The following is a 21,180-nucleotide window of genomic DNA, read 5'->3' as shown; positions in this document are numbered from 1 at the left end:
CCCCAGCGTGGTGAGGACACCACCGGTCCCCGTACCGATGACGACGGCGAGTCGTTCCGGCTCGACCTGCGGAGCACCGGCGTCCTGCCAGGCTTCGCGCGCGCTGAGCAGGGCGACCTGTTCACCGCGGTCCAGCTTCCTGGCCTCGGTCCTCGGAAGCAGGGAGGCAGGGTCCACCGTGAGCCCGGCCGCAACGTGCACGGGCAGGTCCACGGCCCACTCCTCCTCCAGGAACCGCACCCCCGACTTACCGTCCAGCAGCCCGGCCCACGACGACGGCGCATCCGCTCCCAGCGGCGTCATCGCACCGACGCCCGTCACCAGCACCTGACCGTTACGGGTCACACCAGCCTCCCTGAATTGTGTGAATGTTACAGGGCGCCTGACTGGCCCTCATCTGGATCATGTCAGCGTTTGGAACGGAAAGCAGGGCATGGGCCCACCGATTCGCAGGCGAGGGATTGTGTAGTTCCAACAATTAGGTAGAGCCTCTTGTCTGGTCATGCCGGGCTCGCGCGCCCGGCAGGCGAGCAGCGGCTCGATCGGCGACCACCGTGTGAATCAGCCCTCGGCGTCATGGGCACGGAGCTACGACGCTCAGCCCGTTTCCTGCCGGATCAGGCGGCGGGCGGCCGTTCGCCGTGCCAGGAGCGCCAGAGCGCGGCGTACGCCCCACCGGCCGCCACGAGGTCGTCATGGGTGCCCAGTTCGGTGATCCGGCCGTCCTCCATCACGGCCACCCGGTCGGCGTCGTGCGCCGTCTGCAGGCGGTGTGCGACCGCGACGACGGTCCGGCCTTCGAGCACGGCGGCCAGCGCCCGTTCCGTGTGCCGGGCGGTCCTCGGGTCCAGGAGCGCGGTGGCCTCGTCGAGTATCAGCGTGTGCGGGTCGGCGAGCACGACGCGCGCCAGGGCGAGCTGCTGCGCACGGGCGCCGTCCGGCCGGTGCGCCCCGTGGCCCAGATCGGTGTCCAGGCCGTCCGGCAGCTCGTCGGCCCAGTCGGCGCCGACGGCCGCGAGCGCCGTGCGCAGTTCGGCGTCGGTGGCATCGGCCGAGGCGATCCTCAGGTTGTCCCGGACCGTGCCGAGGAAGACATGGTGCTCCTGGGTGACGAGGACGACGTGGCGGCGCAACCGGTCGGGGTCCAGGCCGGCGACCGGGACCCGCCCGACCGTCACCGAGCCGGTGTGCGGCGCGTCCATACCGGCCAGCAGCCTGCCCAGGGTCGTCTTGCCCGCGCCGGACGGGCCGACGATCACCAGCCGTTCGCCGGGCAGGATCGTCAGGTCGACACCGTGCAGTACGTCGCTCCCGGCGTCGTAGGCGTAGCGCACACCGGCCACGTCGATCCGGTCGTCGGCCGGTACGGGGGAGGCGACCGGTGGTGCTTGCGGTGCCAGGGCGAGGCCCTCCACCCTGGCGAACGAGGCGCTGCTGCTCTGGAGTTGTTCCAGCCGCTGGAGGATGGTGTCCAGGGGCTGGGAGAGCTGCCGCAGATACAGGGCCGAGGCGACGACCGCGCCGAGGCTCACCGTGCCGTGGCCGTGCAGTACGCCGCCGACCAGCAGGACACCGGCCACGGGAATGACGTAGGAGATGTCCACGGCCGGGAAGAGCACACTGCGGAGGAACAGGGTCCGGGCCCGGGTGCCCCGGCACCGTTCGATCGCCTCCTGGCAGGCCGCGATCCGGAGCTGCTGCAGTCCGAGGGCTTCGACGGTACGGGCCCCGGCGGCGGTGGCCGCGAGCTGCTCCGCGAGAGCCGAGTTGGCGGCGCCCTCGGCCAGGTACGCGGTGAGCGCCCGGCGCAGGTACCAGCGGGCGGCGAACCAGATCCCGAGCAGGCCCAGCACCCCGCACGCACCGAGCAGCGGGTCGAGCGCGAAGACCGCGCCGAGGATGAACAGCGCCTGGACCGCGGCGATGAGCACCTCGGGCCCGGCGTCCCGCAGGGTCGTGCCGACCGCGGCGACATCGGTGGTGCCGCGGGTCATCAGATCGCCCGTACCGGCCCGCTCGACCACCGCGGTGGGCAGGGCGAGCGCCCGGCCGGTGAACTCCTCGCGGATACGCGCCAGGGTCCGTTCGCCGAAGCGGTGTCCGACGTATCCGGCGCAACGCACCAGGAGGAGCTGTGCCAGGGCGAAGGCGAGGATTGCGAGCGCGAGGCGGTCCACCACGGCCACCCCGCCACCGGCCCCGACCTCGTCGATGATGCGGCCGAGCAGCCACGGGCCGACCAGCCCGGCAACCGCGGCCAGCGCGTTGAGAGCGATCACGGCGGCGAAGGCGCGAGCGTCCGCACGGATCAGCCGGAGTGCCGCCCGGCGTATCCGGAACGGTTCGGCGATGGGCAGGGCTCGGGCCGCCGGCCGGGGGTCGACGGTCATCGTACGGGCTCCTGGAACGGCGGGACGGTTCCTTCGTCCGGGCACGCGTGGCCCTCGTCGGCCGTGCCGCGGGACACCAGAAGGCGGTAGCCCGGCTGCCGGTCCAGGAGTTCACGGTGGCTGCCGACGGCCGCCACGGAGCCGTCGACGAGGTAGTACACGGTGTCCGCCTGGCCCAGCAGGAGCGGTGACGTGCTGGTGACGACCGTGGTGCGGCCGGTCCGTGCGGCGCGCAGCCGGGCCGCGACGGCCGCCTCGGTGTGTGCGTCGACCGCCGAGGTGGGCTCGACCGCGAGGAGCACCTCGGGATCGGCGAGCAGCGCCCTGGCCAGCCGGAGGCGCTGGCGCTGGCCCCCGGAGAGATTGCGGCCCTGCGCGTCGACGGGCGAGTCGAGCCCGTCGGGCAGACCGCGGACGATGTCCTGCGCCACGGCCGCGTACAGGGCCCGGCCGATGGACTCCTCGTCCCGGTCCCGGGCACCGCAGATCACCTCGCGCAGCGGACCGCCGAAGAGAGCGGCCTCGTTGTCCGCGACGAGGATCCGCCGCCGGATCTGCGTCAGGTCGATCTCGTCGAGGCGTATCGCGCCCCAGGTCGCGGCCGATTCGGTGAACCGGCCGAGGCGGTCGACCACCGCCGCTGACTCCGACGGCCGGGCGCCGACCAACGCGGTCAGCTTCCCGGGCGCCACTTCGACGCCGGACTCCGGATCACGGAGCGTGGACGGTGCCCCGGGCCCGTCCGACGCCGTGCCCCGGTCGACGGAATCCGGCTCCAGGGCCAGGAAACCTATGACCCGGCGGGTGGCGACCAGTGCGCGGCTGAGGTCGTGGCCGCCCTCGATGAAGAACGAGACCGGCACCACCAGCACGGCGGCGTACCCGTAGACCGCGACCAACTCACCGACGCTGATGGTCCCTTGGGCGGCCATCCGGGCCGCGAGCCAGGTCACGGCCCCGAGGAAGAGCGTGGGAAGGCCGACACCGAGGGCCTGGATCCAGCTGGTCACCGCGCCGACGCGGTACCCCTCCGCCTGCAGGGTCCGCGAGCCGCGGCGGTACGCCTCGGCGTAGGCCTCCTTGCCGCCGATGCCGTTGAGGACGCGCAGGCCCCCGGCCATGTCCTCGAACCGGGCGGCAAGCCTGCCCTGCTGTTCCCGGTACGTCGACTCGACGCCCTGCAACCGCCCCAGCAGCGGACCGACCAGCATCACGAGCAGCGGCACCCCGAGCAGCACCACCGCGGCGAGCAGAGGCGAAACGGTCAGCAGCAGCACGGCCACCACGACACAGGCGAGGACCGCGCCGACACCGGGGCCGGTGATGGTCAGCGCGTTGGCGATCACGGCGACGTCGCCGAACCCGATCGTGACGACCTCCCCGGCCGTGACCCGGCGCGGCAGCGCCCCACCCAGCCTGGTCGCCTGCGCGACCACGACCCGCACGGAACGGAAGACGGCGTCCAGCCGCACCCTGGTCATCGTGCGGTGCCGCATGATGGCCAGCCACGCGTTCAGCACTCCCACACCCAGCAACGCCGCGACCCAGCCGGTCAGCGCGGACCACCGCCCCGGTTCCAGCCCGTCGTCGATGGCGCGTGACAGCAGGTACGGCGGCAGCGTCAGACAGACCATCCAGGCACTGCCGAGCAGTGATCCGGCGGCGATCCGGCGGCGCTGACTGGTGATCAGCCACCACAGGTACCGCGGGGCACTGCGACGGTCCGGAGTGCCCGGATCGTTGTACGAGTCCGTCATCTGCCACGGGTCGGTGAGCGCGGACCGATTCATCCGAACATTGTTTCAGAGAGGCCCTCGGGCGGGCGTACCGCGGTGGCCATGCAGGACATTTCATCCACCACCCTCGCCACCCGCAGATAGCGGGCCATGGGGGATATCGTCGCGAAAGGTGCCTGCGAGTCGGCTGAAATCAGGAGGAGAGCCATGTCCGAGGTGTATGTGGAGAGCGAGTTCGCTCCCTTGCGGACCGTGGTACTGGCCCGGAGCGAGGTGTCCATTCCCGCGTCGGCCATGTCGTCGGACGATCTGCGATTCCTTTCTGCGGAGAGCCGGAAGGAAATCGCCGTCGGCGGTGACATGAAGGACTTCGCCCCGGAACGACAGGCCCGCTGGGAAGGCGAGCGGGAAGCGTTCCGTACGGTTCTCGGGCGCCATGGAATCCAGGTCCACAGACCTCGTCCGCTCACCCCGGTGGAGAAGGCGACCGCCGGTGACGGTTACGCCAACTTCTTCGCCCGCGACCCTTTCTTCACTGTCGGGAACCAGGTCATCGAGGCGTCCATGCGCCTCCTGCACCGGCGCCGGGAGGTACTGCCGCTGCGGGAGGTGATGCGCGATCACGTGTATCCGAGCGACTGCGCGTATGTCGCGGTGCCCATGCCGGAGGTCGCCGCCCCTGACGACCCCACCCTCGGCCCCGGCCCCTTCCTCGAAGGCGGCGACGTCCTGGTCCTCGGCAGGAAGGTCTTCGTCGGCACCTCGGGGCTGGCCTCGAACCCACTGGGTATCCAATGGCTGGCCAAGTTCTTGGCGCCGTACGGCTACACCGTCGAAAAGGTACGCCTGCACAGGCGCATTCTGCACCTGGACTGTGCGCTCGGGTTCATCAGGGAAGGGCTTCTCGTCGCCTGCGAAGAGGCGTTGCTCGACGGAATCCCCGACTCACTCAAGGAATGGGAGAGAATCACCGTCGACCTCGATCAGGCCACCTCCTTGGCCACCAACGGCCTCCCTCTCGGCCCGGATGTGTATGTGACCGACCCCGAGTTCTCGTTCCTCGGTCAGGAGATCGAAAAGTTCGGCGTCCACGTCGAATACGTGGACTTCTCCCTCACTCGTTCTCTGGGCGGCTCCTTCCGATGCAGCACTCAGCCGCTCCTGAGGAAATTCTGAGCCCTGTGACTCGCGGCTGACCGCCACCGTCAGGCCGCGTCACACCCCGCCACGTCCATCGGCCTCGGCCGAAGGCAGGCCGGGACGCTCGGCCATGACGACCAGGCCCGGCCCGCTGTACTCCTCCGGGGGAAGCCGGAGTTCGGCGACCGGGCGCAGTCCGGCCTGCTCGATCAGGTCCACGAGTTGTTCCGGCCGCCATTTGTGTGTCGTCCAGCGAACGGGTACACCGCCGTAGGCCTCGGTGCGCAGCTGGTCCTCGTCGCCGACGTGGGTCGCGGTGATGAAGTGCCCGCCCGGCTTCAGGGCGCGCGCGAACTGGGCGATGACCTGGGGAAGGACATCACGGGGGAGGTTGAACAGCGACCACCACCCGAGCACGCCGCCGAGGGAGGCCTCCGCGAGGTCGAGGTCGGTGGCGGAGGACACGCTGAAGCGGCATTCCGGATGGAGACGGCGGGCGTTCTCGATCATGCGGGGGGAGAGATCGACCCCGGACACGTCGAGTCCGCGTTCGGCGAGGTAGGCGGTCACCGTCCCGGGTCCGCAGCCGACATCGAGGACGGGCCCGAGACCGCTCACGGTATCGGCGAAGGCGTCGATCGATGCCTTGAGCCATGGATGGCGGCGGATGTCGCCGATTCCTGTCGTCACCACCATGTGGGCGTAGTTGTCGGCCACGCGGTCGTAGGACTCACGGACCGTGTCGAGATCGGCTGGGCGTTCGATGGGGCGGGCGCGCATCGGACAATCATAGGGAGTGCGCGACAGCCGGACCATCGGTACGGTCATGGGCGCCGGACTCTTTCGCCCGGGTCAACCCTGTTGGCCCGGACTGTGGTTGATGATGTCCGTGTGACCAACCGAATCAGTGCCCTGATCTCGTCCTTCGGCGTCCTCGCCGGTCTGCTGCTGCTCGCCCTGGCCGTTCGTGAGTACCGCGCCGGGGCGTCGGCCCTCTGGATCGTGGCCGGCGCCGTGATCCTCCTCGGTGCCGTGCACACTCTCGTACGGGATGTGCGACGGCTCCGCACGAGGCCGGCTGCCTGACGCGTCGTGGTGTGTCACACCGGGCTCCAGGCCGGATCGCGCTCGTCGTGCGGAGCGTGGTCGTGCCGGGGGAGCAGGAAGGGGGTGGCCGGCATGAGGAGACCGGCGACGGCGATCGCGGTGCGGGGGCCGGTGATGCCGGCCAGCACACCCCACAGCCCGGTCATGGCCGCGACCGTCGCCTTGCTGGTGACCGACCACGCCGACAGGGTGCGGGCGATCCGGTCCGGCGCTGTCCGATCGAGCCGGTAGGTGGCGAACACCGGGTTGAACACACCCATGCACATGATCAGCCCGAACTCCACCGCGATGACGAGCACGAGCCCGGCCACGCCGGGCCGGATGAAGGCCAGCCCGAACGCCCAGCACGCGCGCAGCGCCCCGGCGGTGAGCACGACCTTGTGGCGGCCGAACCGTGCGACGAGTCGGCGGGCCGGCCGGGAGCCGATGACGCCGCCCACACAGGGCAGGCCGAACGCGAGACCGTACTGCCAGGGGGCGCCACGAACCGGACCAGGTCCATCGCGACCATCGCCGGCCGCTTGCGACGGAACTCCACCCACGGTCCGAGCGGCACCGCGACCACCGCCCCCACTGCCAGCCCCCGGCCGCCGGCACCGACACCTCGGTCGGCCCGGCATGCAGCACAAGGATCGCGATCAGGGAGAACGCGTCGAACGCGAGCCAGGTGCCGAACGTACTGACCCCTACGCCGCCCACAGCCACCCGAACCGCCGACCCAGCCGTCCCCTGCCCACCATGCTCAGCGCACCCCTTGCTGCCCCACCCGAACAAACCGACGTTGACCAGTGAGAGCAGAGCGAGCAGCGCAGCAGCAGGTCAAACAACCCATTCACCAGCGAGCCACAACCGAACGTTGTGCACTAGGGTGGATCGGCATGGATCTCGACACCGTCCGGACCTTCGTCGCCGCCGCCGACGCGGGGCAGTTCCAGGAGGCCGCCACCGAACTGGCGATCACCCAGCAGGCCGTCTCCAAGCGCATCGCCACGCTGGAGCGCAACCTCGGCGTGCGGCTGTTCACCCGTACCGCGCGCGGTGCCGAGCTCACCATCGACGGGCAGGCGTTCCTGCCTCATGCGCGTGAGCTGCTGCGCGTCGCCGAGCGCGCGGTCGCGTCCGTGCACGCCGGCCGTCGCCCGCTGCGCGTCGACGTGATCGCCTCGCGCGGCGCGGCGTCGGGCCTGATGCGCGGCTTCCACCGCGCGCACCCCGACGTCGAGCTCGATGTGCTGATGCTGTTCGACATCGAGGGGGCCGTCGCCGCCATCCGGTCCGGTGCGATCGACGCGTCCTTCCGCGCCGTCGGCGTACCCGGCCGCCCCCTTCCCGAGGACATCGCGTCCGCCCGGGTGCTCGACGAGCCGCTCCAGCTCCTCACCGGCCCCGCCCACGCGCTGGCGGGCGCCCGGTCGGTGACCGTCGCCCAGCTCGTCGGGCACCGGATCTGGATGCCCGGCCTCGTCCCCGGTACCGAGTGGACCGCCTACTACGACGATCTCGTCGCCGAGTTCGGCCTCACCATCGAGGCGACCGGTCCCAACTTCGGCTCCGACGTGCTCCTCGACACGATCGCCGACACCCCGGCCCTGGCCACCTTCATGGGCGAGCAGACCCGTCTGGTCTGGCCCGCAGGCCATGGGCTGCGGCGCATCCCGGTGACCGACCCGACGCCCGTCTACCCGCACTCACTGATCTGGCGCCGCGACAACCCGCACCCCGCACTCACCACACTCCGCGACCACCTCGGCTCCGCCCGGCCCGACCGCCCCGACAGCGGGACCTGGAAACCCGCCTGGACACGGCGCTGAGCAGCATCGCGTCGACGGGCCGGTCACACGCCGGAGATGGGGGCCGGGGTGGGGGCCAGAGGTGGGTCAGCCCGCGTCCGACGTGAACGTCACCTCTGCCGTACCGACCGTCTTCGCGCGGCGTCCGGGTGCGCTCTGCCACTGCCAGTAGAGGTTGGTGTGCGCGACCACCTGGTGCGGGGCAGGCGCGCCGTATTCGGTGAGGTCCTGCGTCGTATGCGCGTCGCTCACCAGCGTCACGTCGTACCCGCGGACGAAGGCCCCGTGAAGAGTCGAGCGGATACAGGCGTCGCTCTGGGCGCCCGCCACGACGAGCAGGCCCACCCCGAGCTCGGCGAGCAGCGCCTCCAGCTCGGTGTCCTCGAACGAGTCGCCGTAGGTCTTGTGGACAAGAGGCTCCGCATCCCGGCGGACCAACTCCCGTATGTACTGCCAGGGCTCGCTGTCCCGCGCGAGGTCGTCGTCGGAATGCTGCACCCAGATCACGGGCACGTTCTCGGCACGTGCCTTGCCCACCAGGGTGTCGATGTTCGCTATCACGCCGTCCCGGTCGTGGGCACCCTCCACCACCCCGTTCTGGACATCGATGACGAGCAGCGCGGTGTTCGGTCGTTCGAGCAGGGTCGTCAAGGGGAACTCCTGATCATCATCATGGATTGATCATCGTCATGGATCCTGTGCCGCCCACAGTAGGCCGGGCCACTGACAACGGCCCGGCCGTACCGTCCGGCAGGCTCGGGCGGACCGAGTGCCGAGACCAGGCGTCAGCGACTCGTCACGGCCCGGCCGGCCGCTGCCCCGTGCTGCCCGGAGGAACAGCTCCCCGCGCACGTCGGGAAGGGAAGGCCACCTCCCAGGCCGCCTCGATCATCCGGAAGATCTCGTCCACCGCGGCCTCCGGATCGGCTGCCTCTCGGGCCAGCGCATGGGAGTCGATCACGAACCTCGCGATCGTCCGGCAGGCCGTTGTGGCCGGTGACAGGCCGAGGTCGGCGGCGATGGCCGTTGTCAGTGAATCGGCATGACGCAGCCTCATCGACTCCTCGTACTGCCGCAGGGCGGGCGACTCGTCGATCATGCGCCAGACCGGTGCGGCGCTGTCCGAGGCGCAATGCCGCACCATGGCCTGGATCTCGCGGCGCAGCGCGCGGACCAGCGGCTCCCGCGGCGCCCGGTCGGTGACCGCCTGTGCGAGGCGGTGCTCGAAGTTCTCGTCCTGCTCGAACACCAGGGCCTCTTTCGAGGCGAAGTGGGAGAAGAGCGTGGTGACGGCCACATCGGCCTCGGCGGCCACGTCACGGATGCCCACCGAGCCGTACCCGCGTTCCAGGAAGAGCCGCAGGGCGGTGTCGGCGATCTTCCGGCGGGTCGCGGCCTTCTTGCGTTCGCGGCGTCCGGTCGGCACGGTCATGGCTTGATGCTATCAGCTACAAAAGTGAAACCGTTTCAAAACACTAACCGTTAGTGTTACGGTCGGCTGTATGAAGAGAGTGAGTTTCGCCGAGTTCGGCGGCCCGGAAGTTCTGCGACTCATGGACGCCGAGGAGCCCCACGCGGGCCCCGGCCAGGTACGCATCGCCGTGCGGGCGGCGGGCGTGAACCCCGTCGACTGGAGGATTCGTGAGGGCCAGATCCTCAAGGCCCATCCGATCGAGCTGCCCGCCGGAGTCGGACTGGACGCCTCCGGGGTGGTGGACGAGGTCGGCGAGGGCGTCGAAGGGATCGAGGTCGGCGACCACGTGTTCGGCGAAGGGGAGAACACCTATGCCGAGTTCGCCGTGTTGTCGGCCTGGGCCCGTATGCCCGAGGGCCTGACGTTCGAAGAGGCGGCCGGGTACCCCTCCGTGGTGGAGACCGCGCTGCGCGTCATCCGCGAGGTCGGTGCGCGGTCCGGGCAGACGCTGCTGGTCAGCGGTGCGTCCGGGGGAGTCGGATCGGCGGTGCTCCAGATCGCCCGCGACCGCGGCATCACGGTGATCGGCACGGCCGGGGCCGCGAACCAGGAGTATCTGCGCAGCCTGGGTGCCGTCGCCACGACGTACGGCGAGGGCTGGGTCGAGCGGGTGCGGCGGCTCGGCCCTGTCGACGCGGCTCTCGACCTGGCCGGCTCGGGTGTGATCCCCGAACTCGTCGAACTGACCGGGGACCCGCGGAAGGTGGTCTCCATCGCCGATCTCGGCGCGCCGGAGCTCGGTGTCCGGTTCTCCGGTACGGCCGGGAGCGTGCCGGAAGCGCTCGCCGAGGCCGTCGTCCTCATCTCACGCGGGAAGCTCCACATCCCGGTCGAGAAGTCGTACCCGCTCGCGGAGGCCGCGGCGGCGCACATCGACAGCCAGGCCGGTCACACGCGCGGGCGCCGGGCCGTGGTCATCTGACCGTTCCCCGTGGAGTTGCGGGGCCCGGCTTTCTGCCCACGGCGGTCCTCGGCGTCGAACGCCGCCAGGGAGCGCACCCCGGGCCGGAGGGCTTGTCCCAGAGCGCGCAGGAGTGCCTCCTCCATTCCCCCCAGGGATTCGGAGAGTTCCTCGGTCACGTCCAGCGTGATCTCCTCCGCAACGGCGTCCACGGGGGCGCGTGGCCCGAGCTTGCTCACCGCGGCGGCCGCGCGGGCGGGGGTGAGCAGTGCCGATGCCTGGACCAGCAGCCAGGCGGGTGCGCCCGCCGCGCCCTCGGGCGGTGCCAGATACGGACGTGCACCGTCGAAGCGCTCGTCCTCGGCGAAGGCCCTCTGCTTCACCTTCACCACCGGGCGGATGCCGGCACCGCCCGGACCCGACTCCTGCCATTCGCCGGCCGGCTTCAGGACGTAGCCCTCGGCGAGGTTGTCCACCAGCTCGGGAAGTCCGAAAAGGGCGGGGACCCCGGTGGGGAAGGCGCAGGGCAACTCCTGGAGCCGGTTCAACGCGCCGTGTCCGACAGCGGGTACGCAGATGAGCCCGGCGGCAGCCGCCGTTTCACGCAGAACACGGTCGGAGACCCACCACCGGCATCCGTCCCTCTCGACCGAGGCGTCGAACGGCAGCCAGTGCAGGGCCGGTGCGTACCACACACCGGTCTGTACGGGCTCGGTACCTGCAAGGGCAGGGACATCCGGGTGCGGGTAACAGCCACCGGCGAGCTCTCCGTAGATCGTCACCACCGCGGAGTCGCCCCACGCACCGCGCAGGGCCGAGGCGAAGCGTGCCGCCGCGACCGACAGCGCCGGCCAGATCCTGCTCACGCCGAAGAAGCCGTCCAACGCATCGTCACCCAGCAGCTCACGCCGCTTCCCCGGATGGACCCCGGTGCCGTCGCAGACCACCGCGAAGTGCGCTCCGTGCACCTTCTCCGCGGCGATCCACTCCCGGGCCCCGGACATGCCGAGCCGCTCCCTCGCGGAAATCTTGGGATAGGGCCGTAGTACGGAACCCGCGGGCACAGTGTCGGACACACAGGGATTGTCGCTGTGTGCCCGTACCCGGGCAACAGAGATTCACTGCCGTGATCCCGGTGGCTGCGGCTTTCCGGGAACTTGCACGGGGCAGTCGGCGTCTCCAGTGATCATGAGAGAACGCGTTGAAGCACTGAGCGGCACCGGGGTGGTCCTGGCCGGTGGGTCCGTAGGGTTGCTGGGATGGGCAGCGGATGCCGAACTCCGGGCGCGCGCCGGATTCGAGGCAGGCCCGGACTGGAGCGTGCTGTACGCGGAGCTTCCCCTGACGGTTCTCATCGGGGTGGTCGTCGCTCTGGCGGCGTGGTTGCTGCCCCGGCGTTGGATGATCGGGCCGTCCATGGCCGGGTACGTGGTACGCGCCGCGCTCGTTGCCATGGTGCTGGCCGGATTCTGGCTGGCCGTCCAGGGCTGGTACGCGGGACTGCCCGAACCAGCACCGGACCGCAAGCCGTAGTGGGGGACTGCGGTGTGTCCGGTGCGGCTCGCTCCCGGGTCGGGCCAACGCGGGCCGAGCTGGGCAGGGCCGACCATCTTCACGATGTGGAGATTGTCACCGTGCGGTCACAGCCGGGGGTCGGTGAAACCCCTGCCTGCTGTCCGGTATCTCCCTTGGTGTCAGTCAACCTCCGGAACAGAGGATGTTCATGAGCCACCGTTACGTCTCCGCCGTCGCCGTCCTCGCCTCCACCGCCGCGCTCCTCGCGGCCGCGTCCGGGTCGTCCGGCGCCAGCCCGAACCAGGCGACAAGCGCCACGACCGTATCCACCACCGCCGTATCCGCCACGGCCTGGCAGCCGTGCTACCTGCCCAAGGGGTACAAGCACTTCTTCGAGCTGGAATCCGCCAAGAACAGCCAGGGCAGGACGGTCGTGCGCGTCACCCCTGAGACGTGCAGCGTGAACACGAAGAACGACGAGGACGTCGTCTACACCCCGCTGGGAGCGGCCCGGTCGTTGGCCTTCGCTCCGGGCGCCTCCGTCGAGGTCTTCAGCGACATCAACAGCACCACCGTGAAGTCGGTCGCCCCGACGTGGCTGGTGAACCACAAGCTCACCAACAGCCCGCACTTCTACTACCGCGTCAACGGACAGAACCAGATCACCGCCATGCAGGAGATCTACCACCCCTAGAAGCTGTCGTCGGCGTGTCACGCCCCCCACCAGGGAGCGGGGCACGGGGAACGGCGACTTCGGCAGGTGAACGACGGTGTCCGGCCACTGTGGGGCCGGGCATCGTCCGGTGGTGCCGGGGCTCGAACGTGGTGCGGACCGAGCCCAGTTGGGCAGGTTCCAGTCCAGCGAGGTGCCCTGGGCGCCCCAGGCCTCCAGGCGGGCGACGGTCCTGCCGTCAGGCGTCGCGTCCACCGTGGCCGCCGTACCCGCTCGCGGCGGTGAGCCTCTCGTCGACGAACCCGCGTCAGTTCCTGTCCGTCATGGAGCCGATTCTCGTGCGTGGCATGATCGGCGCCATGGAGCACTTCATACGTCCCAACGGTTCACCGCCTGTCAACGGCTACAGCCACGCGGTCGCCTTCACCGGAGCGATGGTCGCCGTCTCCGGGCAGGTTCCGGTCGACGGCGACGGCAATCCGGTCGGTAAAGAGGACGCCGAGGCCCAGGTTCGGCAGGTCTACGCGAATCTGAACACCGCGCTGGAGGCGGCGGGCTCCGGCCTGGAACACGTGGTCAAACTGACGGTCTACCTGACCGATCTGGACGATCTGGGCGCGTTCCGCAAGGTGCGGGACGAGCACCAGGACGCGGAACACCCGCCCGCCTGCTCCTTGGTGAGGGTCGCCGGCCTGGTTCACCCGGACTTCCGGGTCGAGATCGACGCATTGGCCGTGGCACCGAGCGCCGGATAACGAGTCGCCGCGGAGCGGCGCTACGCCTCGTACACCCGGGTCAGCAGTTCCATCAACTGCTGGCCCTCCGTCGCGCTGAGCGGCGCCAACAGCTCGGCATTGGCACGCTCCGCCAGCTCCGCGCACCGTTCCAGGGTCCGCACGCCGGCCGTCGTCACCGTCACCGCGTTCTTGCGGCGGTCGCGCGGATCGGGTTCCCGCACCGCCAGCCCGGCCTCCTCCAGGTGGTTGAGCAGGAGGACCACGTCCTTGGCGTCGAAGCCCAGCCGGCGTACCAGATCCGCCTGCGCGACCGGCCCGTACTCGGACACCGCCGCGAGCACGGCGTGATGCGGAAGCTTCAGCCCCTCCTCGGCGATCGCCTCGGCGACCAGACTCCGGCCGCGCGCCGCCACCCGGCCGGCCAGCCAGCTCGGCTGGGACTGGATGTGCGCCAGGGCGTGCGGGCGTCGGGTGGGAGTCATGGAAGCAGGCTATCCCGAAATCGTTGGACTTCCCAATGGCTTTCCCCTTACGCTGACAACTCGTTGGGAACCCCAATGAATTCGAGGTTCATGTCACACCCGGAGGTGTCCATGCGTCGTGTCCGCTACGAGGTCAATGGTGGTCCCGAGGTGCTCTTCACCGAGGAGGCCCCCGCTCCGGAGCCCGGCCCGGATGAACTGCTCGTTCGCACCGAAGCGGTCGGAGTCACGCTCCCCGTCGTACGAAAGGTGCGCGAGGGCGCGGAGCCGGGCCCTCTCGGCGGCGAGGTGGCGGGCACCGTGGCCGCCGTCGGTGAAGGCGTCACCGGTTTCGCGGTGGGTGACCGTGTCACCGGTCTCTGCTTCTCCCACGCCTATGCCGAACTGGCCCTCGTTCACCATGTGATGGCCTCCCGCATTCCCGACCGGGCGACCGCCACCGACGCCGTGGCCCTGGTCCGCAGCGGTCTGGTGGCGCGCGGCGCCTACGAGGCCGGCCGCCCGAGCCCCGGCGAAGTCGTTCTGGTCACCGCGGCGGCCAGTGCGGTCGGCACCCTTGCCCTGCAGTACGCGAAGGCAGGCGGGGCGTCCCGCGTGGTCGCGGCCGTCAGTACGGCGGACAAGGCGGACTTCGTCCGTGCCCTCGGCGCCGATGAGGTCGTGCTCTACGAGGACGCATCCTGGGGCGATCCGGTCGACATCGTCATCGACGGGGTCGGCGGAACACTCCTCGACCCCGCGGTGCGCGCCCTGGCCACCGGTGGCCGTCTGGTCGCCTTCAGCTCGGGCGGCGGCATGATCGACGCGTACCAGCTGCTGGTCCGGGGCGCCTCGGTCATCGGCTTCCAGATGGCGGCCATCGCCCGGGGCAAGCCCGAGGTGTACGCGCGCTGGCTCGACGAGCTGTGGGAGCTCCACCGCAACAACACGCTGCGCCCCCACGTATCCGCTGAAATCCCGCTCGCCGAGGCGGCGCGCGCCCACGAGATCATCGAGTCCCGCCGCAACCTCGGCAAGGTCGTCCTTGTCCCAGAGGCCAGGTAGGACAGCCCGGCCGACCCGGCCGACCCGACCCGACTGCCGGGGGAGGAAGGAGGCGCTCGGTCAGCGTGCCTTGGGGAAGGCGGCGCGCAGTGCGGAGCCTCGGGTGATGAAGGCGACGCGGACGAGGGGCACCATGCAGGCGGTCTGCATCGCGGCGTACCACGGCGGGCAGACACCGGGGATCAGGTCGACGCCGATGATCGCGATCGGCATGATCACGGCGAGGGTGCCGACGCGCTCGAAGGCCCGTCGGGATCCCCGGGAAGCGGCGGTGGCCATCCGGTGGATCAGCACGGCGATCACCGGGAGCAGGACTGCCCGGACCCACATGAACGTGTTCACCGTGTGACCGCTGCTCGACACCGCGGCGACCGCCAGGAGGGCGATGACGCAGAGCGCGCCGTACACCTTGATGCTGGTCATCGTCATGCCGAAGGCTCGCAGGGCGTCGGGGGCTTGGTGGGTGTGGTGGGACGTTGCTTCGGTCGTGGGGTGCGTGTTGGATTCCATGGCTACGACGCTACGAAGCGCCCGGCCGCCCCGGTATGGGTCTGGACGCACAGCGGGGTGGGTGTGGCCCCACTCCTGGCCGACCGGCCAGGCAGAAGAAGCGGATTCCGCGCGGCGCACGGCCGAAGCAGCAGGCGCCGGAGCCTGTTCAGCCCGCGCCGGAGCTGTGTTCATCCGGGTTTCTGTGGCTCACCGGAGCACGACCGTGACGCCGCACTGTTCGAGAAGTTGGACGATCTCCTCGAAGTAGGAGAGTCGGCCCTGCGGATCTTCCACGACGCCCGCCAGCGCGCGGCGCGCGACCTCGGAGTCGTGCCAGGTCAAGGTGAAGGGCGGGGCCACTCCGAATCCACCGCCCAGGCAGTCCTTGAAGGCGTTCCACTCCCGGCCGAAGTAGCGGCCGGGCCCGAGCAGGGCCTCGGCGATCGCACAGTGCAGCCCGGGAACGTCCGTGACGAACCGGCCGTCGAGAGTGTGCTCACCGCCGGATCGGTCCGGCCGGGGCACGGGCACCCGCCAGCCACGAGTGGTGAGGTCCAGCCAGTCGGCCCTGCCCTGCGCGTCGTACGGCGCCCATATGTTGGGCTTCGTCGGTGGGCCCTGGTACCACTTCTCCCAGATCGGCCGGGCCGCCGACGACGGCCGATCGTCGCCACCATCGGTCAGGGTGATGTCGATCAGCGTGCCACCGAGCACGGACGGGCGCGCTCCGGTGATGGCCAGGCCCACGGTGCGCGAGGTCATCACGGCACCATGGCGATCCAGCACCAGAAGGTGGGCCCAGTCCCGCTCCCACCGACGCGGGCGCCGCAGCGCCGCGAGCAGGGGCTCCGCGGGCTCGCAGCCGATCAGCTCCATCGGGACGGGGGCCGGATCCGCCCGTGGCTCGAACAGGCCGTCCACGGCGGAGCACCGCCCTGCGCTCGCCGCAGCCGTCGTCGTTCCCGCGAAGAGCTCGAAGCGCGGCGCGGTGGGCAGTCCGAAGAAGCTCTCCTCGTTCCTGACGCCGGCGCCGAGCACGATGTCGTACCGTGCCGGATCGGCGGGATAAGGCTGATGGGCCACCACGACCGCATCGACAAGGGCCCACCACTGCACGGGCTGTTCGTCGTCCCAGACCTCGACGCACACGTCGCCCAGGCCCCGCGACGGGGCGTGGGGCCCGGCCAGAACATCGCTCAGGAGGCCGTCGGGACTGCATCCGCGAAGGGTGAGGACCTCCCGCGGCGGAGGAACGGGGTCGACGAACAGCCCTTCGGCGCCCGCGCACCTCCCCCAGAGACGTTCCACACCTTCTTCGTCCTCCTGAACCAGGAGGTACTTCACCGGAAAGCCCCGGTCCCACCCAGTGTGATCCGCGATGCGCACCCAACCCCCGAACGTGTGCCCAACCCCCGGGCGTACGAGCAACTTCCGCGCCTACGATACGGACCCTCCCGGGTCGGACAACGGGACTGGGGCGGAGTGGGCCGGACTGGTCGGGCCGGGAAGGCCATACGCGCTCCATTCCGCTTCTTTCCGGCCTACGGTTCCCGTTCGCCGACGGGCTGCGAATGGCCGGTGCCACGATGGACGGTCATCGTCGACCACTTCGAGGGGGAGTTCAGTTGTCGTGGATCAGGCCGTACGCGCGGGTGGGCGTTCAACCCCTCCGTTTCTCCTCGTCCAGGGGCGAGAGGTGACGGCGCGGCGCCCGCCTGCGCGCCTCCGTAAACGGCGCCCGGCCAAGCGTCGGCAACGGCAGGGCGACCAACTGCTCGGTCTGGCGGTCGGCGGTCTCGTCGTGTTCGCGCTGCTGTCGGCGCTGGTGTCCTGGCTGTCGGCGAACCCATGGGTCCTCGCCCTGCTGGGGGTCGTCGCGGTGGCGGCCACGGCGTGGTGGGTGCACCACCGCCAACGGCGGCTCCGGCAGGAGCGGACCCGGCGGCAGGGCCTGCGCTACGTACTCCCGCAGCTGGACGCCCTGCACCACCGGGATTTCGAGTACGCGGTGCGTGACCTGATGCGCCGCGACGGATGTACCGACGCCCGGCAGATCGGCGGGGCAGGGGACAACGGTGCGGATGTGCTGGCCACCGATCCGATGGGGCGGACCTGGGTCATTCAGTGCAAGCACCGCAAAGCCGGCGACCACGGCTCGGCGGTCGGGACCCCGGACCTCCAACGGGTCAACGGATGCGCCCGCCAGCTCTACGGTGCCGATGTCGTCCTGGTCGTCACGAACGGCCGCTTCTCCGCGCGCTGTGCGCCCCTGGCCGGGCAACTGCGCATGCACCTGGCCGACCGGCGGACCCTTGCCACCTGGGCCGGCGGCGGGCGGCCGTTGTGGGAGCTGCTGCCGAAGATCCCGGCACCCCGCAAGGGCCGATAGCGCCGGACCGGTACTCGATACGCGCCGGGGGTGCGGAGCATCGCGCCGCACGACGTCCCGGGCCCGCTCGCGCTCCGGGTCCACCCACGTACGCGGTCGGTGTTCGTGGCCGGTGACCCGGTCTCGTCGGCGACCACGACGCCGGGCCTCCAGTCCTCCCGCCCTTCAGTTCTCTACTCTCCAGCCCAGACGGTTGTCTGTCCGTCGGGCTGGACATGGACGGTGGGCGACATCTCGCGGTAGTCCCACGCCGTCTTCAGGGGCGGGCCGACCCAGGCCACCGCCTGAAACGCCGAGGCGGGCTGTTTGTCCACGACGCAGGTGCCCGGAGGGCTCATCACGCTCGTGCCGGGCTTCACCGTGAGCTCTGCGCCCGTTCCCCACTGTCCGGGGCAGGGGTGAGGAACGGTTGCGCGGATGTAGCCGAGTTTTGTTCTGACCCTTACCGGATCGGGTCCGCTGTTGGTCAAGCGCACCATGAAGGTCAGTTCTGCCGCATCGACGGAGGTGCACGGCGTCCACGACACGCCATCGTGAAGCCGGGGCCGCGCGCACCGGTAGTCGCCGTCGAGATCCGCGTCCGCTGTCGGCGCCGACGGAAGTCGGCCTGGTGCGCCGGTGGGCGACGCGGGTGCGCCGGATGTGCCGGGCGCGGCGGTCGCACCGGAGCGCGCGGCGTCTGTCGTCGCGGACTCTGGCGCAGCCATGGATCGGCCGACGAGAACCGCAGCAGCCACCACGGCGATCCCCACGAGGGCCCACCCCGCCTTCTTTCCGCTCGGACGCAGCCGTGTCCGAGTGCCGGGTGCGGTCGACGGCGTCCCGGTCCGGGCAGTCGTCGTTCCCTCGCCCGATACCTCGCCCGTTCCCTCGCCCTCCTGGCGGGGCTCCGCGTGCTCCGTGCGCTCCGCGCTCTCCTCGCCGGGCGATGAGGACGGGCCGTCCGGGGAGAGCTCCGCCTTCGCGTTCCGCCACCGCGACGCCCACGTACCGAGGTCCGCTTCGATCTGCTCGCCGCTCGTCTTCGCGTAGGAGAGGCAGGCGCTGACGAACGCGGACGTCACATCCCACGACGGCAACTCGTGCCTGCGGGCGGCGCTGGAGAGCGTCGTGTCGGAGTAGGGCGTCCCGATCTTCCGGGTCCAGGAGGCGAGTTCCCGGTAGGTGGGCGATCCGCAGGTCTTCCTGAGGTCGCGCAACTGCTGGGCGAAGAGCGCCTGGGGGCCGTGCGTCGGATCGATGGAGCTTTCCTGCCGCCCTTGTCGACCACTCATATGGGCTCCTTCGTGGAGTCTTTGATGACCGGTTGATGACCGGGAAGCCAGAGTGTGGCGGGTCATCAAGCCTCTGGCCAATCTGCGGTCAACGGCCCTTCCAGCAGGTCACCGACCGGGTGACCCGGAGGGCCGATCACAGAGGGGACACCTGATGACGAATCTTCACGAGAATCTCAAGCGGGCCGCCGTGGCGAGCTCCGCCTCGGTCGCGCTGCTTGCGGGCGGGGTCGTAGCCGGCCCCGCGCCTGCCGAAGCCGCCGCCCTCGGCCGGGTCTGCATGGTGAACGCCCCCGACGGGGTGGTGGAGAACATGAACATCGGGCACGCGGCCTTCATCGTGAAGGACCGCGCCAGGAGCAACCACTGGATCTACGGGTCCTTCGGCAGCACGGTCAACGGGCCGAAGGCCGGCTGGATCCGCGGCGGCACATGGGAGCAGGCCCGCGCCACGTTCACCAAGGTGAACTTCCCCGGTACCAAGAAGCAGTACTACACCCGCTACCGCTGCATCAACACCGCGGACGGCGACCTGAAGACCGCGCAGTCCTGGTACACCACAGTCCGCAACCGCGGATACAACGGCCACACGAACAACTGTCTGCACATGTCCATGGCCGTCTTCAAGGGCTACAGCAGGATCCTCCGCAACGACAAGCGCCTGCCGAGCGCGACCAACAAGCTCCCGAACTCCTACTACGACAAGATCCTCAAGAACGGGCACTGGGAGGCTTCGCACAAGCTCGACCGGAAGTAACCCTGCCGGTGCCGCGGGGGACCGGTCCGGCCGGTCCCCCGCAGTTGCCGGAACGTCGACTGCGACCTCATCCGGCTGCCGACCGCCAGGCCGTCGAGCCTGAACCTTGACCCTCACGTGGCGTGATGCGGCATGGTCGGTGCCGTGGATGAACGCCTGACCGTGGGACGCGTGGCCGAGCTGGCCGGCGTGAGCGTGCGCGCACTGCATCACTACGACGAGACGGTCTCGTGCGGCCGTCCGCACGGACCTCGGCCGGATACCGGGCCTACTCGGCAGGCGACGTGGAGCGGCTGCGGGAGGTGCTCGCCTACCGGCGGCTGGGCTTCGGACTGCGCGAGATCGCGGATCTCGTCGACGACCCGGCCACCGACGTGGTCGCGCACCTGCACCGGCTGCGCGGCCTGCTGCTGGACCAGCGCGACCGCGCGGCCGCCATGGTGGCGGCCATAGACCGGGAACTGGAGGCACGTGCCATGGGGATCAGGACGACACCGGAGGAACAATTGAAGGTGATGGGCGAGCAGTTGTACGACACCATCGGGTCCGCCTACCCGGCGGCGCGGCGTACCGAGCCGCGGATCGCCGCCAAGGTCCGGGATGCGCTCGGGGACGCATGGACGGTATTGAACGTCGGGGCCGGCACCGGCTCCTACGAACCTCCGGACCGCGACGTGACCGCGGTGGAACCCTCGGCGGACATGCGGGCGCAGCGTCCCGCGGGCGCGGCACCGTGCGTGGCCGCCACCGCGGAGAGCCTCCCCTTCGAGGACCAGTCCTTCGACGCCGCGATGGCCTTCAGCACCGTTCATCACTGGCAGGACCCGATCGCGGGCCTGCGCGAGATGCGGCGCGTGGCCCGCCGCGTGGTGGTGTTCACCTACGACGCCGGCACCACCGGGTGGCTTCAGCGGTTCTGGCTCACGCGCGACTACCTGCCTGAATTCGCCGGCCTTCTCGTCGACTGGCCTTCACTGGCCGGTCTGACCCGCGCGATCGGGGGCCGCGCGGAGCCGGTGCTCATCCCGTGGGACTGCGCCGACGGCTTCTTCGAGGCACACTGGCGCCGGCCCGGGGCGTACCTGGACGAAGACGTGCGCCGCGCGGTATCGGTATGGGCCAGAGTCGGTCCGGAGGCCGAGCAGCGGGCGGTCGACCGGCTCCGCGCCGACCTTTCCTCGGGCCGCTGGGCCGAGCGCAACCGCGACCTCGTCGCCCTCGACGCGGCAGAGCTCGGCCTCCGCCTGCTCGTAGCCCGAACGATCGTGCGCGCGAGCAC

At 70.4% G+C, this 21,180-nt stretch carries 21 protein-coding genes and 2 pseudogenes; 11 read left to right on the top strand and 12 right to left on the bottom strand.

The annotated features are described in order from the left end of the window. The 3 genes from GA0115234_RS25870 to GA0115234_RS25860 all read right to left on the bottom strand — a co-directional run. Positions 1-345: beta-ketoacyl synthase N-terminal-like domain-containing protein (locus GA0115234_RS25870; RefSeq protein WP_305123109.1), on the bottom strand; the 345-nt coding region annotated here is incomplete at its 3' end. 272 nt (positions 346-617) lie between these two features. Continuing rightward, positions 618-2,390 carry an ABC transporter ATP-binding protein gene (locus GA0115234_RS25865; RefSeq protein WP_093546081.1) on the bottom strand — a complete coding sequence of 591 codons (1,773 nt, stop codon included), beginning with the start codon at positions 2,388-2,390 and terminating at the stop codon, positions 618-620. Beyond that, positions 2,387-4,147 carry an ABC transporter transmembrane domain-containing protein gene (locus GA0115234_RS25860; protein WP_093546167.1) on the bottom strand — a complete coding sequence of 587 codons (1,761 nt, stop codon included), beginning with the start codon at positions 4,145-4,147 and terminating at the stop codon, positions 2,387-2,389. Before GA0115234_RS25860 ends, GA0115234_RS25865 begins: the two co-directional genes overlap by 4 nt. 129 nt (positions 4,148-4,276) lie before the next feature. Between GA0115234_RS25860 and GA0115234_RS25855 the strand changes: the two genes are divergently transcribed. After that, entirely contained in the window at positions 4,277-5,302 is a 1,026-nt protein-coding gene (locus GA0115234_RS25855; RefSeq protein ID WP_202554165.1) for a dimethylarginine dimethylaminohydrolase family protein, read from the top strand. Between the two features lie 39 nt (positions 5,303-5,341). Here GA0115234_RS25855 and GA0115234_RS25850 read toward each other — a convergent pair whose 3' ends face one another. Continuing rightward, a complete protein-coding gene (locus GA0115234_RS25850) occupies positions 5,342-6,046 on the bottom strand; it encodes a class I SAM-dependent methyltransferase (protein ID WP_093546075.1) in 705 nt (234 codons plus the stop codon). Positions 6,047-6,157: 111 nt separating this feature from the next. On the opposite strand from GA0115234_RS25850, the gene GA0115234_RS25845 reads away from it, so the two are divergent. Beyond that, positions 6,158-6,352 (top strand): hypothetical protein, encoded by a 195-nt coding sequence (locus tag GA0115234_RS25845; RefSeq protein WP_093546072.1) that lies wholly within the window; start codon positions 6,158-6,160, stop codon positions 6,350-6,352. Between the two features lie 14 nt (positions 6,353-6,366). Here GA0115234_RS25845 and GA0115234_RS25840 read toward each other — a convergent pair. Continuing rightward, a pseudogene (locus tag GA0115234_RS25840) lies at positions 6,367-7,113 on the bottom strand (MFS transporter). A 138-nt stretch (positions 7,114-7,251) separates the two neighbouring features. Between GA0115234_RS25840 and GA0115234_RS25835 the strand changes: the two are divergent. Beyond that, complete coding sequence (locus GA0115234_RS25835; protein WP_093546069.1) at positions 7,252-8,184, top strand: LysR family transcriptional regulator; 933 nt, start codon at positions 7,252-7,254, stop codon at positions 8,182-8,184. Between the two features lie 66 nt (positions 8,185-8,250). On the opposite strand, the gene GA0115234_RS25830 is transcribed toward GA0115234_RS25835, so the two are convergent. Next, positions 8,251-8,814, bottom strand: a complete 564-nt coding sequence (locus GA0115234_RS25830) for a cysteine hydrolase family protein (RefSeq protein WP_093546066.1) — start codon at positions 8,812-8,814, stop codon at positions 8,251-8,253. A 145-nt stretch (positions 8,815-8,959) separates the two neighbouring features. Further along, positions 8,960-9,595 (bottom strand): TetR/AcrR family transcriptional regulator, encoded by a 636-nt coding sequence (locus GA0115234_RS25825; RefSeq protein WP_093546063.1) that lies wholly within the window; start codon positions 9,593-9,595, stop codon positions 8,960-8,962. 70 nt (positions 9,596-9,665) lie between these two features. On the opposite strand from GA0115234_RS25825, the gene GA0115234_RS25820 reads away from it, so the two are divergent. Then, on the top strand, positions 9,666-10,559 hold the full coding sequence (locus GA0115234_RS25820; protein ID WP_093546060.1) for an NADP-dependent oxidoreductase: 894 nt from the start codon (positions 9,666-9,668) through the stop codon (positions 10,557-10,559). Here the strand turns inward: GA0115234_RS25820 and GA0115234_RS25815 are convergent. Continuing rightward, positions 10,526-11,614 (bottom strand): RNA ligase family protein, encoded by a 1,089-nt coding sequence (locus tag GA0115234_RS25815; RefSeq protein ID WP_141718481.1) that lies wholly within the window; start codon positions 11,612-11,614, stop codon positions 10,526-10,528. The two genes, GA0115234_RS25820 and GA0115234_RS25815, sit on opposite strands and share 34 nt — an antisense overlap. Before the next feature lie 112 nt (positions 11,615-11,726). Between GA0115234_RS25815 and GA0115234_RS43760 the strand changes: the two genes are divergently transcribed. The 3 genes from GA0115234_RS43760 to GA0115234_RS25800 all read left to right on the top strand — a co-directional run bounded on the left by GA0115234_RS43760 (position 11,727) and on the right by GA0115234_RS25800 (position 13,481). Beyond that, the gene (locus GA0115234_RS43760) at positions 11,727-12,071 is read left to right on the top strand and encodes a hypothetical protein (protein ID WP_237541731.1); all 345 of its coding nucleotides are present in this window, start codon (positions 11,727-11,729) and stop codon (positions 12,069-12,071) included. A gap of 190 nt (positions 12,072-12,261) precedes the next feature. Then, the gene (locus GA0115234_RS25805; protein WP_141718480.1) at positions 12,262-12,747 is read left to right on the top strand and encodes a hypothetical protein; all 486 of its coding nucleotides are present in this window, start codon (positions 12,262-12,264) and stop codon (positions 12,745-12,747) included. A 338-nt stretch (positions 12,748-13,085) separates the two neighbouring features. Beyond that, positions 13,086-13,481 carry a RidA family protein gene (locus GA0115234_RS25800; RefSeq protein ID WP_093546164.1) on the top strand — a complete coding sequence of 132 codons (396 nt, stop codon included), beginning with the start codon at positions 13,086-13,088 and terminating at the stop codon, positions 13,479-13,481. 20 nt (positions 13,482-13,501) lie between these two features. Here the strand turns inward: GA0115234_RS25800 and GA0115234_RS25795 are convergent, their stop codons facing one another. Continuing rightward, positions 13,502-13,945 (bottom strand): MarR family winged helix-turn-helix transcriptional regulator, encoded by a 444-nt coding sequence (locus GA0115234_RS25795; RefSeq protein WP_093546051.1) that lies wholly within the window; start codon positions 13,943-13,945, stop codon positions 13,502-13,504. Positions 13,946-14,056: 111 nt separating this feature from the next. On the opposite strand from GA0115234_RS25795, the gene GA0115234_RS25790 reads away from it, so the two are divergent. Continuing rightward, a complete protein-coding gene (locus tag GA0115234_RS25790) occupies positions 14,057-14,989 on the top strand; it encodes a quinone oxidoreductase family protein (protein WP_093546161.1) in 933 nt (310 codons plus the stop codon). 60 nt (positions 14,990-15,049) lie between these two features. On the opposite strand, the gene GA0115234_RS25785 is transcribed toward GA0115234_RS25790, so the two are convergent. Both GA0115234_RS25785 and GA0115234_RS25780 read right to left on the bottom strand, forming a co-directional pair. Next, positions 15,050-15,499 carry a hypothetical protein gene (locus tag GA0115234_RS25785; protein WP_093546048.1) on the bottom strand — a complete coding sequence of 150 codons (450 nt, stop codon included), beginning with the start codon at positions 15,497-15,499 and terminating at the stop codon, positions 15,050-15,052. A gap of 189 nt (positions 15,500-15,688) precedes the next feature. Beyond that, a complete protein-coding gene (locus GA0115234_RS25780) occupies positions 15,689-16,789 on the bottom strand; it encodes a barstar family protein (RefSeq protein WP_256088816.1) in 1,101 nt (366 codons plus the stop codon). Between the two features lie 388 nt (positions 16,790-17,177). Here GA0115234_RS25780 and GA0115234_RS42510 point away from each other — a divergent pair, with 388 nt between their 5' ends. Then, positions 17,178-17,870 (top strand): restriction endonuclease, encoded by a 693-nt coding sequence (locus tag GA0115234_RS42510; RefSeq protein ID WP_256088815.1) that lies wholly within the window; start codon positions 17,178-17,180, stop codon positions 17,868-17,870. Positions 17,871-18,043: 173 nt separating this feature from the next. On the opposite strand, the gene GA0115234_RS25770 is transcribed toward GA0115234_RS42510, so the two are convergent. Next, positions 18,044-19,144, bottom strand: a complete 1,101-nt coding sequence (locus tag GA0115234_RS25770) for a hypothetical protein (protein WP_093546042.1) — start codon at positions 19,142-19,144, stop codon at positions 18,044-18,046. Between the two features lie 154 nt (positions 19,145-19,298). Between GA0115234_RS25770 and GA0115234_RS25765 the strand changes: the two genes are divergently transcribed. Further along, positions 19,299-19,901, top strand: a complete 603-nt coding sequence (locus GA0115234_RS25765; protein WP_093546039.1) for a hypothetical protein — start codon at positions 19,299-19,301, stop codon at positions 19,899-19,901. Between the two features lie 132 nt (positions 19,902-20,033). Beyond that, positions 20,034-21,157 (top strand): annotated as a pseudogene (locus GA0115234_RS25760) (methyltransferase domain-containing protein); the annotation flags it as partial. Positions 21,158-21,180 lie beyond the last annotated feature (23 nt).

This window comes from Streptomyces sp. DvalAA-43, from assembly GCF_900091725.1.
Taxonomy (GTDB): Bacteria; Actinomycetota; Actinomycetes; order Streptomycetales; family Streptomycetaceae; genus Streptomyces; species Streptomyces pulveraceus.
The sequence above is the reverse complement of the archived record's forward strand: the minus strand, read 5'-3'. Positions and strand labels throughout refer to the sequence as shown.

Excerpts from the sequence above, each read along its gene's own strand:
- GA0115234_RS25820 (WP_093546060.1), top strand. The coding sequence starts at position 9,666 with ATGAAGAGAGTGAGTTTCGCCGAGTTCGGCGGCCCGGAAGTTCTGCGA.
- GA0115234_RS25790 (WP_093546161.1), top strand. The coding sequence starts at position 14,057 with ATGCGTCGTGTCCGCTACGAGGTCAATGGTGGTCCCGAGGTGCTCTTC.
- GA0115234_RS25825 (WP_093546063.1), bottom strand. The coding sequence starts at position 9,595 with ATGACCGTGCCGACCGGACGCCGCGAACGCAAGAAGGCCGCGACCCGC.
- GA0115234_RS25805 (WP_141718480.1), top strand. The coding sequence starts at position 12,262 with ATGAGCCACCGTTACGTCTCCGCCGTCGCCGTCCTCGCCTCCACCGCC.
- GA0115234_RS25835 (WP_093546069.1), top strand. The coding sequence starts at position 7,252 with ATGGATCTCGACACCGTCCGGACCTTCGTCGCCGCCGCCGACGCGGGG.
- GA0115234_RS25800 (WP_093546164.1), top strand. The coding sequence starts at position 13,086 with ATGGAGCACTTCATACGTCCCAACGGTTCACCGCCTGTCAACGGCTAC.
- GA0115234_RS43760 (WP_237541731.1), top strand. The coding sequence starts at position 11,727 with ATGAGAGAACGCGTTGAAGCACTGAGCGGCACCGGGGTGGTCCTGGCC.
- GA0115234_RS25855 (WP_202554165.1), top strand. The coding sequence starts at position 4,277 with ATGGGGGATATCGTCGCGAAAGGTGCCTGCGAGTCGGCTGAAATCAGG.
- GA0115234_RS25785 (WP_093546048.1), bottom strand. The coding sequence starts at position 15,499 with ATGGAATCCAACACGCACCCCACGACCGAAGCAACGTCCCACCACACC.
- GA0115234_RS25865 (WP_093546081.1), bottom strand. The coding sequence starts at position 2,390 with ATGACCGTCGACCCCCGGCCGGCGGCCCGAGCCCTGCCCATCGCCGAA.
- GA0115234_RS25770 (WP_093546042.1), bottom strand. The coding sequence starts at position 19,144 with ATGAGTGGTCGACAAGGGCGGCAGGAAAGCTCCATCGATCCGACGCAC.
- GA0115234_RS25765 (WP_093546039.1), top strand. The coding sequence starts at position 19,299 with ATGACGAATCTTCACGAGAATCTCAAGCGGGCCGCCGTGGCGAGCTCC.
- GA0115234_RS25860 (WP_093546167.1), bottom strand. The coding sequence starts at position 4,147 with ATGACGGACTCGTACAACGATCCGGGCACTCCGGACCGTCGCAGTGCC.
- GA0115234_RS25795 (WP_093546051.1), bottom strand. The coding sequence starts at position 13,945 with ATGACTCCCACCCGACGCCCGCACGCCCTGGCGCACATCCAGTCCCAG.
- GA0115234_RS25850 (WP_093546075.1), bottom strand. The coding sequence starts at position 6,046 with ATGCGCGCCCGCCCCATCGAACGCCCAGCCGATCTCGACACGGTCCGT.